15 protein-coding genes are annotated in these 15,313 nt (G+C 33.6%); 10 read left to right on the top strand and 5 right to left on the bottom strand.

The window, feature by feature from the left end:
- The first annotated feature begins 168 nt into the window (after positions 1–168).
- From C1Y58_RS02565 to C1Y58_RS02535, 8 genes are all read left to right on the top strand, one after another.
- Positions 169–4,452 carry a 2-hydroxyacyl-CoA dehydratase gene (locus tag C1Y58_RS02565; protein ID WP_105614420.1) on the top strand — a complete coding sequence of 1,428 codons (4,284 nt, stop codon included), beginning with the start codon at positions 169–171 and terminating at the stop codon, positions 4,450–4,452.
- An 11-nt stretch (positions 4,453–4,463) separates the two neighbouring features.
- The gene (locus C1Y58_RS02560) at positions 4,464–5,033 is read left to right on the top strand and encodes a phosphatase PAP2 family protein (protein ID WP_105614419.1); all 570 of its coding nucleotides are present in this window, start codon (positions 4,464–4,466) and stop codon (positions 5,031–5,033) included.
- 60 nt (positions 5,034–5,093) lie between these two features.
- Positions 5,094–5,240 (top strand): hypothetical protein, encoded by a 147-nt coding sequence (locus tag C1Y58_RS26350; RefSeq protein ID WP_157949913.1) that lies wholly within the window; start codon positions 5,094–5,096, stop codon positions 5,238–5,240.
- A gap of 192 nt (positions 5,241–5,432) precedes the next feature.
- On the top strand, positions 5,433–6,131 hold the full coding sequence (locus C1Y58_RS02555; protein WP_105614418.1) for a response regulator transcription factor: 699 nt from the start codon (positions 5,433–5,435) through the stop codon (positions 6,129–6,131).
- Between the two features lies 1 nt (position 6,132).
- Positions 6,133–7,068, top strand: coding sequence for a sensor histidine kinase (locus C1Y58_RS02550; protein WP_105614417.1), 936 nt, complete (start codon positions 6,133–6,135; stop codon positions 7,066–7,068).
- Positions 7,069–7,161: 93 nt separating this feature from the next.
- The gene (locus C1Y58_RS02545; protein WP_105614416.1) at positions 7,162–8,085 is read left to right on the top strand and encodes an ABC transporter ATP-binding protein; all 924 of its coding nucleotides are present in this window, start codon (positions 7,162–7,164) and stop codon (positions 8,083–8,085) included.
- On the top strand, positions 8,078–8,764 hold the full coding sequence (locus C1Y58_RS02540; protein WP_157949912.1) for an ABC transporter permease: 687 nt from the start codon (positions 8,078–8,080) through the stop codon (positions 8,762–8,764). Before C1Y58_RS02545 ends, C1Y58_RS02540 begins: the two co-directional genes overlap by 8 nt.
- A gap of 75 nt (positions 8,765–8,839) precedes the next feature.
- Positions 8,840–9,826, top strand: coding sequence for a DUF4097 family beta strand repeat-containing protein (locus C1Y58_RS02535; RefSeq protein WP_105614414.1), 987 nt, complete (start codon positions 8,840–8,842; stop codon positions 9,824–9,826).
- Positions 9,827–9,927: 101 nt separating this feature from the next.
- Here C1Y58_RS02535 and C1Y58_RS02530 read toward each other — a convergent pair whose 3' ends face one another.
- Positions 9,928–10,524, bottom strand: a complete 597-nt coding sequence (locus C1Y58_RS02530; RefSeq protein WP_242985318.1) for a TetR/AcrR family transcriptional regulator — start codon at positions 10,522–10,524, stop codon at positions 9,928–9,930.
- 139 nt (positions 10,525–10,663) lie between these two features.
- Between C1Y58_RS02530 and C1Y58_RS02525 the strand changes: the two genes are divergently transcribed.
- Together C1Y58_RS02525 and C1Y58_RS02520 are read left to right on the top strand one after the other, a co-directional pair.
- Positions 10,664–11,245, top strand: a complete 582-nt coding sequence (locus C1Y58_RS02525) for an NAD(P)H-dependent oxidoreductase (protein WP_105614413.1) — start codon at positions 10,664–10,666, stop codon at positions 11,243–11,245.
- Entirely contained in the window at positions 11,245–11,913 is a 669-nt protein-coding gene (locus C1Y58_RS02520; RefSeq protein ID WP_105614412.1) for an NAD(P)H-dependent oxidoreductase, read from the top strand. Before C1Y58_RS02525 ends, C1Y58_RS02520 begins: the two co-directional genes overlap by 1 nt.
- 55 nt (positions 11,914–11,968) lie before the next feature.
- On the opposite strand, the gene mnmH is transcribed toward C1Y58_RS02520, so the two are convergent.
- From mnmH to C1Y58_RS02500, 4 genes are all read right to left on the bottom strand, one after another.
- Positions 11,969–13,030, bottom strand: a complete 1,062-nt coding sequence (gene mnmH, locus C1Y58_RS02515) for a tRNA 2-selenouridine(34) synthase MnmH (protein WP_105614411.1) — start codon at positions 13,028–13,030, stop codon at positions 11,969–11,971.
- 227 nt (positions 13,031–13,257) lie between these two features.
- Positions 13,258–13,752 (bottom strand): methylated-DNA--[protein]-cysteine S-methyltransferase, encoded by a 495-nt coding sequence (locus C1Y58_RS02510; RefSeq protein ID WP_105614410.1) that lies wholly within the window; start codon positions 13,750–13,752, stop codon positions 13,258–13,260.
- Positions 13,745–14,653 (bottom strand): DNA-3-methyladenine glycosylase 2, encoded by a 909-nt coding sequence (locus C1Y58_RS02505; RefSeq protein WP_105614409.1) that lies wholly within the window; start codon positions 14,651–14,653, stop codon positions 13,745–13,747. Before C1Y58_RS02505 ends, C1Y58_RS02510 begins: the two co-directional genes overlap by 8 nt.
- Positions 14,650–15,222 (bottom strand): bifunctional transcriptional activator/DNA repair enzyme AdaA, encoded by a 573-nt coding sequence (locus C1Y58_RS02500; RefSeq protein ID WP_242985317.1) that lies wholly within the window; start codon positions 15,220–15,222, stop codon positions 14,650–14,652. The genes C1Y58_RS02505 and C1Y58_RS02500 overlap by 4 nt, the downstream gene beginning before the upstream one ends.
- Positions 15,223–15,313 lie beyond the last annotated feature (91 nt).

The following is a 15,313-nucleotide window of genomic DNA, read 5'->3' as shown; positions in this document are numbered from 1 at the left end:
TTCAAATTTTATTAAATTTTCTCATGGATATTTATAGAAATTTAATAGACATTATCTCATTAAAAAAGATGAACAACGTTCTTAATACATTGACAATGCATAAAAAAAAGCCTATCATGATGATGGAGGTTTTATTTAAAATTACCAAGTTAAGGAAGTGAACCAGATATGAATGATCGTATCATACACGTAGGATTAGATGTGGGTTCAACAACAGTAAAACTAGTTGTATTAGATCATTACGGAGAATTACTTTATAGTAAGTATAAAAGACATTATTCAGATATTAAGTTGACTGTACAATCAGTCTTAAATAAAGCATTCAAACATTTCGAGGACTATGCTATAACAATTAAAGTTACTGGTTCTGGAGGTTTGGGTGTATCCAAGTGGTTAGAAATTCCTTTTATACAAGAGGTTATTGCCTGTACAATAGCTGTTGAAAAAGTAGCACCTAAAACAGATGTAGCGATTGAGCTAGGTGGAGAAGATGCAAAGATTACATATTTCGAAGGAAGCATCGACCAACGAATGAATGGTACATGTGCTGGAGGAACTGGTGCTTTTATCGATCAAATGGCTACGCTATTAAAAACGGATGCAAGTGGCTTAAATGAATTAGCAAAAAAACATACGACCATTTATCCTATTGCTGCACGTTGCGGTGTTTTTGCAAAGACAGATGTTCAACCTTTATTGAATGAAGGAGCTGCTAAAGAAGATATAGCTGCATCAATTTTTCAAGCAGTTGTAACTCAGACTATCAGTGGATTAGCATGTGGAAAACCAATCAGAGGTAATATTGCTTTTTTAGGTGGACCCTTATATTTCTTATCTGAATTAAGACAACGCTTTATCGAAACTTTGGATTTATCGAAAGAACAAATTATCATGCCTGACCATTCGCAATTAATTGTAGCTATAGGTGCGGCTATGGATAGTCGTCAAAATGAATCATTAACTTTTGAACAGTTTATTGGAAGATTAAGTAAACTAAAAAGTAGTAATGATAATGAGGTGGGGCGATTAGATCCATTATTTAAGACCAAAGAGGATTATCAAGACTTTATTGATCGTCATAACACTTACAAAGTAAAGAGACGCTCCTTAGAAGGCTATGAAGGCAAGTGTTTCTTAGGTATTGATGCCGGCTCGACGACGACTAAAGCTGCATTGATTTCTGAGGAGGGTGAAATTCTTTATACTTATTATGGAAGCAATGAAGGTCAACCTCTTAAGAAATCCATTCATATTTTAAAAGAACTCTATAGCAGGTTACCAAAAGGTATAAAGATAGATTATGCTGCTGTAACAGGTTATGGTGAAAATCTCATTAAGTCTGCTTTAAAGATTGATATTGGTGAAATCGAAACGATGGCACATTACAAGGCCGCAAATTTCTTCTTACCTGGTGTGGATTTCATTTTAGATATCGGTGGTCAGGATATGAAATGTCTCAAAATTAAAGATGGCATCATTGATGATATTTTGCTGAATGAAGCCTGTTCATCAGGATGTGGATCTTTTCTTGAAACTTTTGCGAAATCACTTAAGATGTCCATTGAAGACTTTGCAAAAGTATCTCTTTTAGCTAAGGAACCAGTGGATTTGGGATCTCGCTGTACTGTTTTCATGAATTCTCGTGTTAAACAGGCTCAAAAGGAAGGGGCAGAAGTAGGTGAAATCTCTGCAGGACTATCCTATTCAGTTATTAAAAATGCTTTATTAAAAGTAATTAAAGTAAGAGATCCTAAAAAGCTTGGTAAAAAAATTATCGTACAAGGCGGTACATTCTATAATGATGGTGTATTAAGAGCTTTTGAAATGATATCTGAACGTGAAGCAGTACGACCTGATATAGCAGGCATCATGGGTGCATTTGGAGCAGCACTCATTGCCAAAGATAGATATATGAAGGATATGGAAAGTAGTATTATCACAGAAGCTGAACTAGAGAGATTTTCAACAGCATCCAGTTTTAAACGTTGTGAGCTTTGTACCAATCATTGTCAATTAACGATCAATGAGTTTTCAGATGGGCGACGCTTTGTTTCAGGAAACCGTTGTGAACGGGGAGCGGGAGAAGTTGTTAAAAAGAACACCCTGCCCAACATGTTTGATTATAAATATAAAAGAATTTTTAACTATAAATCGTTGAGTAAAGGGGAAGCTACAAGAGGTGTCATAGGTATACCTAGGGTCTTAAACATTTATGAGAATTATCCATTTTGGCATAAGTTTTTTACTGAACTTAAATTCCGAGTGGAGTTATCGCCCAGATCCAACAAGAAGATTTATGAAGAGGGTATAGAAACCATTCCTTCTGAATCAGCATGTTATCCAGCAAAGATTGTCCATGGTCACGTTATGAATTTAATTAAACGCGGCATTGATGTTATTTTTTATCCTTGTATACCTTACGAATATAAGGAACAGAAAGATGCAGAAAACAATTATAACTGTCCAATAGTTACCTCTTATCCAGAAACGATCAATAATAACATAGAAGAAATAGAACAGGGCAAGGTTCGGTTTATGAAACCTTTCCTACCAATGGATCATCAAGAAAGATTAACAGAACGTTTGCATGAGGAATTTAAGAGTTTTGGTATTAGTCTTTCAGAAGTGAAAAGAGCAGTTGATTTAGCATGGGATGAAAGATTTAAATTCAAAGAGGATATACAAAAAAAAGGTGAAGAAATTATTAAATATCTTGATGAAACGGGGAAAAAAGGTATTGTGTTAAGCGGTCGTCCTTATCATGTTGATCCGGAAGTTAATCACGGTTTAGAGAAAATCATTACATCTTTAGATATGGCAGTATTAACTGAAGATGCAGTGGCTCATTTAGGTCAAGTAGAAAGACCTTTAAGGGTACTAGATCAATGGGTTTATCATTCAAGGTTATATGCAGCAGCGGAGTATGTTGGTACTAAAAATAACCTAGAATATGTACAATTAACATCCTTTGGATGTGGTGTTGATGCCGTTACATCTGAACAAGTTCATGATATTCTAAGCAAAAATGGTAAGATCTATACCTTGATTAAGATTGATGAAGGTAATAACTTAGGTGCTATTCGTATACGTATGCGATCTTTAAAAGCGGCACTTGATGAACGCGAAAGAAAAGGAATGAAGTTAAAGAAAAAGGATACATCAACAAAGCGTATTTCCTTTACAAAAGAAATGCGCCAGACACATACTATTTTAGCGCCACAGATGTCACCAATGCATTTCGATTTCATTGAAGAGGCTTTCAATAATTCAGGTTACCGTGTTGAAATTCTACCCTCTGTTGATAGGGGTGCTATTGATGAAGGCTTAAAGTATGTTAATAATGACGCTTGCTATCCGACAATCATTGTAATTGGTCAGATGATGAAAGCTCTTAAATCAGGAAAGTATGATCTAAACAATGTCTCCTTAGTGATGTCGCAAACAGGCGGCGGTTGTAGAGCATCTAATTATATTGGTTTCATTCGTAAAGCCTTAAAGGATGCAGATTTAGAGCATATTCCTGTCATTTCAATCAACGCTTCTGGACTAGAGAGCAATCCTGGTTTGAAATACACACCAGCGTTGCTAAATCGTGCAATGATAGGCTTGGTATATGGTGATTTACTGATGCGAGTACTCTATCGTACGCGACCATATGAGTTAGAAAAGGGTTCAGCAAATAAACTGTACGAAAAGTGGAAAGTAAAAGCACTAGAGAATGTAGCTAATAATAGTTTATCTGACTTCAATAAGAATGTTAAAGCTATTGTGAAGGAGTTTGACAAGTTACCAATCAACGATATCGTTAAGCCTAAAGTAGGTATTGTAGGTGAAATTCTTGTTAAGTATCATCCCACAGCGAATAATGAATTAGTGGATGTTCTTGAAGCAGAAGGAGCAGAAGTCTGTGTACCTGATTTAATTGATTTTGTCCTATATTGTGCATATAACCAGAATTTTAAATATGATCATTTAGCTGGGAAAAAGAAAAGTAAAAATATTGCTAACGGCACTATTTGGGGTATAGAATTATATAGGAAGACCATGAGAAAAGCTCTTGAGAAAAGTAAGCGATTCAATCCACCATCTTATATTCATGAAAAGGCTGAACACGCAGAGGAATTACTGTCCATAGGTAATCAAACCGGAGAAGGTTGGTTCTTAACAGGAGAGATGGTGGAACTGGTGAAACATGGCGTGGCTAATATTGTTTGTGTTCAACCATTTGCTTGCTTACCTAATCATGTTGTCGGTAAATCTATGATTAAGCCTATTAAGAAAAGATATCCAGAGGCGAATATTGTTGCTATCGATTACGATCCTGGTGCAAGTGAGGTTAATCAGCTGAATCGTGTTAAATTAATGATGTCAGTTGCTTATAGACAACTAGAAGAAAAGACCATAGAGGTACCAATTAAGGAAGAATCACATGAAAAGAAATCATATGCGTAAAGGATGAGGGAATGGGCATTTTAGAATGGGTTTATCAGTTGGACATTTCGATTATAGAAGGATTCAAGACCTTCAATGCACCTTTATTATTAGATTATTTTATGGCCTTTATATCAACCATAGGTAATGCTGGTTTAATTTGGATAGTTGTATCCATTACTTTACTCCTATTTAAAAAGACAAGAGGGATTGGTATTGCAGCAATTATAGCTCTGATACTTAACACAGTACTGGTTAATCTATTTTTAAAGCCAATATTTAATCGACCTCGACCTTATGCCATCATTGAAGGAATAGAATATATCATTAAGACCCCATCGGAACCCTATTCTTTTCCATCTGGGCATGCTAGTTCATCCTTTGCTGTTGCAACAGCTATTTATTTGACATCCTTTAAAAATAAATTCGCTTATTTGGCTTTGATATTAGCCGCCTTAATAGCATTTGCAAGAGTGTATTTTTGTGTTCATTTCCCATCGGATGTAATTATTGGATCACTTATAGGTATCCTTATGGGTTATATCGGTTATAGGAGTTATTTAAAGTTGGATAAAAGCTTTATAAAAGATAAGATTGTATAAATTCTTTGCTGTAAGAAAGACTATTATAGATAAAGTATAATTTATAATAGGAGGATTCCCATGGATGAGAAAAGAAAGCAAGATAGACTATATGCCAATAATACAAAAAGGGTGAACGATGAAGCAACTGAGGATTTACCACTTAAAGAAGGCGAAAGAGAAAACTATAATGAAAATAGGTTAGCACAGATTAAATTTCCAAAGTAAGATGAACGAGTATAAAGTGATTAACACATAAGTAAATTAGTGGGGAGAGGACTATCTATGAGGTGGTCCTTTTTCTTGTTTTAGATGATAAGCAACTCTCCCAAAGTAAGATATAATGTGTTGATAATTAAGATACATTATGTTATATTTTTCATATTAAGAAAGACATAGTAGATATCAAGAGGTGGGAAAATGGGACATAAAATATTACTGGTTGAAGATGATAGATCCATAAGTGAAATGGTTAAGGATCATTTGATAAAGGAAGGGTACATAGTGACCACAGCTTTTGATGGTGAAGAAGGTATTCAGTTTTTTCTAAAAGATTCATTCGATCTTGTATTACTAGATTTGATGCTGCCTAAACTTGAGGGGATGGAGGTCATCAAGATCATTAGAGAAAATAATTTGGTGCCTATTTTAATTATGTCAGCTAAAGATGGAGATGTAGATAAAGCAATAGCTCTTGGATTTGGCGCTGATGATTATATTTCAAAGCCCTTTTCCATGATTGAATTAACAGCTCGGATTAAGGCTTCTATAAGGCGTGCGACAAAGTATTCCAATAATGTCCAACAAGTGACGAATCCAAAGATGAAAGTAGGTGCTTTGGACGTTGACTTGGCTAATTTTTCTGTTATTAAAGATGGAGAAAATATAAAGCTAACATCTAAGGAGTTTGAGATATTAAAAGTATTTATTACTAATCCTAAGAGGGTCTTCACAAAGGCACAAATCTATAACCATGTTTGGCAGGATGAGTATTATGGTGATGAGAATGTCATCAATGTGCATATGAGGCGTTTGCGAGAAAAAATAGAAGATAACCCTTCTGACCCAATCTATATAAAAACATTATGGGGGATAGGGTATAAGTTAGGAGAATTCTAGAATGATACCTTTGTTATGTGCGATTATAGCCTTATTACTATTAATAATTGTTTATCAATATCGTTCTAAAATGAAGAGGGATCGGGACTTAGCCTATATACAAGAGAAACTGAAAATGATAATAAATGAGCACTCCAGGGAGAAGTTATTGATTCAAACTGATGATAAAATGCTAAAATCTATCTTAATAGTTATCAATGAACTATTAGATTATAGCCATAAAACAATGGCTAACTACATGAGAACGGAAAACTCTATGAAAAAGATGCTTTCTAACGTGTCTCACGACTTAAAAACGCCACTGACTGTTATACTTGGATATGTTGAGACATTAATCCATGATGAGCATTTAACAGATGATGAGAAGCAGATATTACTTGAAAGGGTGAAGAGTAAAACAGATGAGCTATTAAACCTGATCAATAAATTCTTTGACCTAGCAAAGTTGGAAGCTGGAGATCGTCATATAACTTTAACAAGAATCCAGATGAATGAAGTTTGCAGAAAAAATATATTAGCATTTTATGATATTTTAACCAATAAGGGATTTGATGTTAGGATTAACATACCAGAGAACCCTCTTTTCGCAAGGGGAAATGAAGAAGCAGTGGATAGAATATTGGGTAATTTACTTTCTAATGCTATTAAATACGGTTATGAAGGACAAGTTATTGGATTAGATTTAAATGCCGATGAACAATTTATCTATGTGGCTATATGGGATCGGGGGAAAGGAATCAGTGAATTAAATAAAGAACGGGTTTTTGAAAGATTATATACCCTCGAGGATTCCAGAAACCAATTATATCAAGGAAGCGGTTTGGGTCTTACCATTACTAAAAGACTGGTAGAAAAGATGGGTGGAGAAATTACATTAAAGAGTAAGCCTTATGAGAAAACGGTCTTTTCTTTTAAGCTTCAAAGGTTAAATTATTAAGGAACTTAAGAATTTTGTAAGATTTGAGTAAGTTAAATGAAAGTTTTAACCTATAAAATAGTGTTATAAGCTAATTAGAGAGGGGAATACATCATGTCATATATACTACAGACATATAATCTTACAAAGGTCTATGATGATAAAGAAGTTGTTTCAAATGTCAACATGAAAGTGAAGTCAGGTGAAATATACGGTTTTCTTGGACCAAACGGTGCAGGTAAAACCACTGTTATGAAGTTGGCTACTAATCTCATTAAACCTACAGGTGGAGAAGTCGAACTTTTTGGTGAGAAGCTTACAAATAAATCCTATGAGATTTTAAAGAGAATGGGGACTATCATTGAATATCCAGTTTTTTATGAAAAACTTACTGCAAAACAAAACTTAGATTTGCATTGTGACTATATGGGTTTTCATAATAAGAAAGCTATAGATGAGGCTTTAGAATTAGTTAATCTAAAAGGAATTGATAATAAAGTTGTGAAAAACTTCTCACTGGGTATGAAGCAAAGATTAGGGATTGCAAGAGCTATTTTGACGAGACCAGAGTTGTTAATATTGGATGAACCCATTAATGGTCTTGATCCAGTAGGGATTAAAGAACTAAGAGATTTATTCAAAATGCTTTGTAAGGAATACGGTACTACCATGTTAATCTCCAGCCATATATTAAGTGAGATTGAGCAGATAGCTGATACAATTGGGGTTATTAGTGATGGACGATTAATCGAAGAAGTTACTATGGATACAATAAGAAATAACAATACTGAGTTTATTGAAGTAGCATGTACCGATTGCAAAAAGGCTGCACGAGCTTTAGATAATCAACTGAATAATATGAACTTCAAAGTGATGAATGACAACATTTTAAGAGTATATGATTCCCGTATCACACAAAAGGAATTAACTAAGATTTTAGTTATGAATGATATAGAAATCGAATCAATTAATAAGAAGTATAATTCATTAGAAGATTATTTCTTGAATCTTATCAATGGAGGGCTCATCAATGATTAATTTAATGAAGTTAGAATTAAGAAAAATAAAGCTGGGTAGTTATATAAGAGGAGCTATTATTGCTACGTTGGTTAGTTTTGGTTTGATTTATCTTATAGCCTATATTGAGGGAGATCCTATTATTTCAAATTATGAGGGATTATGGAATATAATTGGAAGTTTATCAAATGCTACATTTATGATTTTTGCTGGTGTGCTTATTGGAAAGATTATAATTGAGGAATTTCAAAGTAAAACTATTCAGGTTTTATTTGGTTACCCAATTGATAGACGGCGATTAATGCTTGCTAAAATATCCATTGTTCTGTTGTTTACCTTTATTTCTTTGATTGTGTCATCTATTTTTTTAGTATTAGCCTTTTATATCCTTGATATATTTTACCCAATGATGCAAGACCAATTAACCTTTGAATTATTTTCTCATATACTGCTTGGTACAGTCAGTTATGCTATCATTACTTCTGTGATGAGCTTAATACCTTTATACTTTGGAATTAGAAAAAAATCTGTATCAACCACAATTGTTACGTCAGTCATAATAGCATTATTTGTTAATTCTAATAATAATGGTGTTTCTCTTTATTCACAATTCATTATCATACCCATAATACTTGCTCTTTTAGGCGCTTACTTAACATACGTAGCGATTATGAGGAATCTTGAAAATCAAGATATTTAGAACTATTTGAAGTTAAAATCATTAAATTATAACACTTAGAACAAAGGGGTACGAACGTTAATAGGGGGTAACTCATTGAAAAAAAAGCGTAGTAGTATAAATAAAATGGTAGTAATAATAATGGTTTTCTTTTGCTCTTATTTTGTGGGGTGTACTATGAAAGATATAGTTGTTGATGAAAGTGAATCGGTTGTTGTAAATGATGCAAAAACTATTTATATTGATGCATCATCAGTAGAAGTTGAAATCATACCTAAAGATATTAAAGAAGTTGAAGTTCATTACTATGGCAATACGACAACGACTAATAAAAATCTTGTTCCCAAGATGAATATCAATAACGACAATAATGAGATAAGTATTATACTAAAACGAGAAAGCGAGATTTTTGTTGGAGTTATGTACATGAATAGTGATTTGAGGTTAGAAGTATTTATTCCAAAAACATATAATGACAATATTCATGTCATTAATTCTTCAGGCGATTTAAGTATTGAAGATTTTCAGCTCAATAAGGTAGATGTAGAAGTAAGCTCCGGAGATATTTACATGGCCGATGTAAACTTTCATGATGCAAACTTAGAAGCAAGTTCAGGCGATATTGAGCTGAATAATATAAAGGGAAAGACATCTATTATAGCTACATCAGGCAAAGTACAGATCAATGAAATGTATGGAGACTTAGAGGTTGAAACTAGTTCTGGGAACATAACATCTATCGAACTAACAGGCAATATAAATGCCAGTGCAAGTTCAGGAGATATAGAATTAATAGATGTTTTAGGCGAGTTATCTGCTGAAACAACGTCTGGGAATATTAACGCAAATATTAAAGAGGTCAATAATGATATATATTTAAAATGTAGTAGTGGTCGAGCAGTTCTCAGTATGGATAATGGAAAGAACATGAATTTATTCGCAGAAACAGCTTCAGGCAATATTAATAATACTTTTGAATTTGATAAATTAGAAAAAGACGAAGAAACATTAAAAGGAAGTATTGGTAATGGTGAGTATAATATATCGATCATAACATCATCAGGTAATATAGAAATTAAATAAAAAGTGTAGAAAAGATTATTCAAATTAGAATAATCTTTTTTGTGGCATAAAATACTCATGCAATTGCTTAAGACATTGTATAAAGAAAACTGTCACTTTTCTTACTGGAATTTGAGTTTTTCACTAAGAATTTTTTCAACCAAGTCAGAGCAATTACCTTCAAACTTAATGCTATTATTAACAAGTAGTACAGCTAAGCCATGAACCATCCCCCACATGGTTAGTACATTGATGGCATGATCTTTACTATCAGAATTGATGGATTCTAAATATTGGATGGCACTTTTTTCAAAAACATTGAAGGGACAGTCTTCTTTATGATTAAAAGACTCTTTATCCAATTCAACTGGTAAACTAAAATCACTCATAAAGAGGAACTTTAGATGATCAGGATTATCGACCATAAAACGAACGTATTCTTTTCCCATTTCAATAATCTGCTTCTTTGGGTCATTGGGAAATTCTGTTGTAATATCATATAAAGTATTTTTAAAGTTATTGACGACGGTTTGGCTGATTGCAGCGATAAGCTCATCTTTATTTTTAAAATGCTTATAGGGAGCGGCATGACTGACCTCACATAAAGCAGCTACTTTTCTAAGAGAAAATCCATCATACCCATCTTTATTTAAAAGTTGTAATCCTTTATTGATCAAATCATTTTTTAAATCACCATGATGATACTGTTTTTTTTCCAAGCTGAACATCCTTTCAGTGGGATTCATTATAAGTTTCTAAAAAAAGTATATCATATGATGTTGACAATGTAAACTTAATTGGTTATAATTTGAATTACAAATGTTAACAGTGTAAACTTTATGGAGGAGGACCAGATTGATGAATGTATTAGTTATTTCAGATGAAGCAAATAAAAAGCGACTAGGGCATGAGATTGAAGTAAGAGTATTGAATTATTTCCAGAAAGAAACTATGAATTTAACTCATTTGAGTGTTAAAAAAGATGATTTGAATTATTGTGTGGGGTGTTTTGGCTGTTGGGTAAAGACACCAGGATTATGTGTCTTTGATGATTTTGGTAGAAGGTTAAATAAGCATTTCGTTGAAAGTGATTATGTAATAATATTAACACCAGTTGTATATGGCTGTTATAGTACAGCTATAAAAAGAGTACTGGATCGGACTGTACCCAATATACTTCCTTTCTTCAAGATAATCAATAATGAAGTTCATCATGCTCCACGATATGACCATTATCCACAACTGATCATCTTAGGTTATGGGGAAGATATAACAGAGTCGGAGGAAAAAACATTTAGGGCATTAACTCAAGCCAATGCCATTAACTTTCAATTAGATAAAGCTAAAACATTTATGTCTAGAAGGAAAGAGGATATTGATCAACTTATGAATGACTTTACCAATGACCTAGGTAGATCAGAAAAGGGGGTAGCAGTTTGATGAAAGTCTGTTTTATTAATGGAAGTCCAAGAGGGAAAAGTAGTGGATCACAATTTCTAATTGGTGAAATCTCATCGATGATTAAAAAAGAAGAGATCAAAGTAGATAATATCTGTATTGTAGATTGCTTAAAAAACAGAGATCTAGAAGAGGTTTTTTGTGAACTGCTGGATTATGATAGTCTAGTGTTTACTTTTCCACTCTATGTTGATAGTATTCCATCCAGTATGCTTGATTTTATGACCCAGTTCGAAACGTTTGTTCATCATCAAAATAATGTTCTAGTCAAAAGACCAAAGGTATATGCAGTTGTTAACTGTGGTTTTATAGAAGGAGAGCAGAATAAACATGCACTTAAAATAATGGAACATTTCTCAGATAAGATTGAGTTCTCATGGCAAATGGGGGTAGGTATAGGCGCAGGTGAGTTTTTAGCAAGAACACCTGACTTACCTTTGGAAAATAAAGTGAAGCGAAATATACTTAAGGCTTTTAATGTATTGGTTCAGCATATAAAGGATGAAGAGTTAGATGTTAGTAGTAATATTTTAGAAAGCCCCAAAATTCCTAGGTTTATATTCATATTTATGGGAAGCAGAGGCTGGGTTCAATGGGCTAAAAAGAACAGTCTTAAGAAAAAACAACTTATGGCTAGACCTTATAAATAGTCTTTGACTGTTCTGTAATAATTTTTTATTTTCTCGTATGCAAAATGCTGGAGTACTACACTCCAGCATTTACCCTATCTTTTTCTAGAACATAGATTTCTTTGAATTTTTCTGCGGCATTATCTAAATCTGTTGTATCCACTTCATAATGGAAGGTATCATAAAGCTTTCGCCACTGGTTATACCGTGGATCATAGTAAAGATCTAGTAAGTGCTTAGCAGCTGTATGAAGATCATCTTCATCAATAGCAGTCTTGATAGCATCATAGTCTTTTCGTGACATAAAAGGTTGTATATGACCTAAAGCCTTATAAATATCTGCGTGATTATCATCATGATCTGTTTGGGTATATTCATGTACCAAGCGCTGAATACGAATATCCAAATCACAGTTAATATGAATATGAATACCTTCTTTAATACCTTCAACTATAAATTGAGGGAGCATTCTTTTACCGATCTTTGGATTTTCTGCTTCAACAAAAATGGGGCTGTTTTCTAAATCGCTTGTTAAAGAAAATAAATCTGCTTCAAATGTTTTCTGTGATGGTTGTTGACCTAAACCAATATCGCCGAATACAGAACCTCTATGGTTGGCTAACTTTTCAAGATTAAGCACTGGTAAATCTAATTTTTCTAATTTTTCCAGGAGTAATGTCTTACCACTACCTGTATTACCATGTAGGGCTACAAAGTGTAATGGTTTTTCACGCCATTGATCAAATTGCTGCAAGACATGTTGACGGTAAGCTTTATAACCGCCTTCAAGCTGATAGACATTGAGTTGCATGACATCCATCACTGCTGTGACTGAGCGGCTTCGCATGCCTCCACGCCAACAAAAGATAACAATATGATTATAATCTTTTGATAAATCTTTTAATTGCTTATAGAGATGAGATAGCTTAGTTGCAGCTATTTCTAATCCCTTTTCTTTGGCGGTTTGTTTACCAATGTTTTTATAGGTATGCCCTAAATAAGCCCTTTCTTCGTTATCATATAAAGGAAGATGTTTAGCATCAGTTATGGTACCTTCTTGAAATTCACCTTCTGACCTGACATCTACATAGAGCACATCTTTTAAGTTAAGACTGTCATCATAAGTAATTGTTTTCATTATACACCTCTATTTTTATTAACAAATGAATAGAAAATTCGTTATACTTAATAATTTTGCTTTATTTATATATTAGACTTAACAGATCAATTAATCAAGGAAAATAAAAAATGTTTTATTGAAAAAGTAGAGAGAGTATCTTTTTCCTTGATTTAAGGTAACTGAATAAAATAGCCTTTGTAAGGTAAAAAAACTGTAGGAATATCAATTCTTACAGTTTTTCTTTTTCAGATTAAGTTTTTACTTTGTACAGACTTTTCGTGTTGTAGCAGCCATTCTTTTCTCCATAGACCACCTGCATAACCTGTTAACTTCCCATTAGAACCAATAATACGGTGACAAGGGATCACAATGCTAAGTTTGTTTTTCCCATTTGCGCTACCAACTGCTCTGATGGCTTTTTCATTACCAATGGAGACAGCGATGTCTTTATAAGATTTAGTATCAGCATAGGGAACTTCTGTTAAAGCAGTCCAGACAGTTTTTTGAAACTCTGTACCGCTGGTTTGATAGGGAAATGAAAAATCCTCTAGTTCACCCTTAAAGTATGCATCAATTTCCATGTAACAATCTCTCATTACTTGTGGAGTTTTCTCTCCAAGCATATTTTCAACATTGTCACGGTCATCTGAAAATAGAATAGAAGTAATTGCTTCATCGGTACCTATTATTTCTATAAGACCAATAGGTGATTTGTAATCTAACGTGTATAGTTTATTCATATAAAGACCTCCATAAATAAAAGATAGCGTAGGCTTCCCAGCCCTGCCAATCGCTAGCTAACTGTCTAATTTCATCAATTGTAGGCTTACACTGAAGTCCTAATTGAAGTTTTAATGCGTTGTGGAGTCCAACATCAGTTATGGGGAAAGAAGAAGGGTGATGTAAGCATTTCATCATTACATAATCTGCTGACCACGCACCTATTCCTCGAATCTGCATTAAAGCTTTTTGTATAGAATGATAATCTTGTTGGTGTAGCAAAGCTTCTTTCCTTAGACCTCCATTTGTCATAGCTCTTGCAACGCCAATAATATATTCTGCTTTACGGGTTGTAAATTGAAGTTTCTTAAGTGTATCTACATCTAAATCAGCGATTGTTTCATATATTGGGAATAACCAGAAGGTATCTCCTGCAAATGTAATACTTTCTCCAAAGCATTCTACAAATCGTTTCTTAAGAGTATAGGCAAAAGTTAAATTGATTTGCTGTCCCATGATAGCCCATGTCAATGCTTCAAATAAATCTGGGATACAAATTATTCTTAAACCATAATAACTGTGGACTAATTGCTCTAATACCCTATCTTGTTTAGCCATTTTGTAGAAAGGACTGATGTCTTGATCTAAATCAAACCATTCCCAAATATAGCTAGCTACTTCTTCTCTAATGTCCATAGTTGGAGGAGTTATGGGGAACTCAATGAGAAGGTTTTGTGCAGAACATCCTACCTTTATGAGAATCAATAGATGCTTTATTTTTATTAATTTATATACATAACCATCTCTAATTTGATGTAGTATTTCTTGATCTGACCTGCCTAAAAACACTAAACATTCTTGAAAATTAAATTCCTTAGGAGGACAAATTTCAATGGTTGTCTGATGATCAATCCAATTCATTGCTGTAGCTCCTTAACTTTTTGTTTTCTATATTCAGTTGGGGAACAATGTTTAAGCCGTTTAAATACTTTATAAAAATTTGATGTGCTTTGGAATCCGACTTCATAGCAAATTTCTAGATTCTTAAGATCTGAGCTTTCTAGAAGATGGGTTGCTTTATCAATACGGATTTTTTCTAAATATGCCCGTGGTGTTTCAGAAGTTTCTTGTTTAAATAGCCGTGCAAGGTAATAAGAACTAACACCCACATGGTTTGCAATGTCCTTGAGCTCCAGCTTTTCTTTATAGTTGTTGACTAAGAATGCAATAACATCCCTAACAAGAGCGGCATGTGGAGAGTGTTCCACTTCTGGCTGACATCGTTTGCAAGCTCGATAACCAGCTTTCTCAGCTTCGTGAATAGCGTAGCAAAATTCAACATTAACTTTTTTAGGTTTTCTTGATCGGCAGGAGGGACGGCAATAGATTTTTGTTGTTTTAACTGCAGTATAAAATAACCCATCATAATTTCCATCACATGCCATAACAATATCCCACATTTCATCGAAAGACAAATTGATCTTAGACACTATTAATACCTCCTTTGCTTGATTATCCAAAGCTCAAAATACTTCTTTTTCAAAGGTGTGTTTCATTATAACAAAGTATTGATATGTTTTT

Source organism: Vallitalea okinawensis, from assembly GCF_002964605.1.
GTDB classification, from domain to species: domain Bacteria; phylum Bacillota; class Clostridia; order Lachnospirales; family PQDH01; genus Vallitalea_A; species Vallitalea_A okinawensis.
This window is presented reverse-complemented; position numbering and strand designations above follow the sequence as displayed.

Bases quoted from the DNA above. Each gene is read 5' to 3' on its own strand.
- C1Y58_RS02565 (WP_105614420.1), top strand. From the start codon at position 169: ATGAATGATCGTATCATACACGTAGGATTAGATGTGGGTTCAACAACA.
- C1Y58_RS02560 (WP_105614419.1), top strand. From the start codon at position 4,464: ATGGGCATTTTAGAATGGGTTTATCAGTTGGACATTTCGATTATAGAA.
- C1Y58_RS26350 (WP_157949913.1), top strand. From the start codon at position 5,094: ATGGATGAGAAAAGAAAGCAAGATAGACTATATGCCAATAATACAAAA.
- C1Y58_RS02555 (WP_105614418.1), top strand. From the start codon at position 5,433: ATGGGACATAAAATATTACTGGTTGAAGATGATAGATCCATAAGTGAA.
- C1Y58_RS02550 (WP_105614417.1), top strand. From the start codon at position 6,133: ATGATACCTTTGTTATGTGCGATTATAGCCTTATTACTATTAATAATT.
- C1Y58_RS02545 (WP_105614416.1), top strand. From the start codon at position 7,162: ATGTCATATATACTACAGACATATAATCTTACAAAGGTCTATGATGAT.
- C1Y58_RS02540 (WP_157949912.1), top strand. From the start codon at position 8,078: ATGATTAATTTAATGAAGTTAGAATTAAGAAAAATAAAGCTGGGTAGT.
- C1Y58_RS02525 (WP_105614413.1), top strand. From the start codon at position 10,664: ATGAATGTATTAGTTATTTCAGATGAAGCAAATAAAAAGCGACTAGGG.
- C1Y58_RS02520 (WP_105614412.1), top strand. From the start codon at position 11,245: ATGAAAGTCTGTTTTATTAATGGAAGTCCAAGAGGGAAAAGTAGTGGA.
- mnmH (WP_105614411.1), bottom strand. From the start codon at position 13,030: ATGAAAACAATTACTTATGATGACAGTCTTAACTTAAAAGATGTGCTC.
- C1Y58_RS02510 (WP_105614410.1), bottom strand. From the start codon at position 13,752: ATGAATAAACTATACACGTTAGATTACAAATCACCTATTGGTCTTATA.
- C1Y58_RS02505 (WP_105614409.1), bottom strand. From the start codon at position 14,653: ATGAATTGGATTGATCATCAGACAACCATTGAAATTTGTCCTCCTAAG.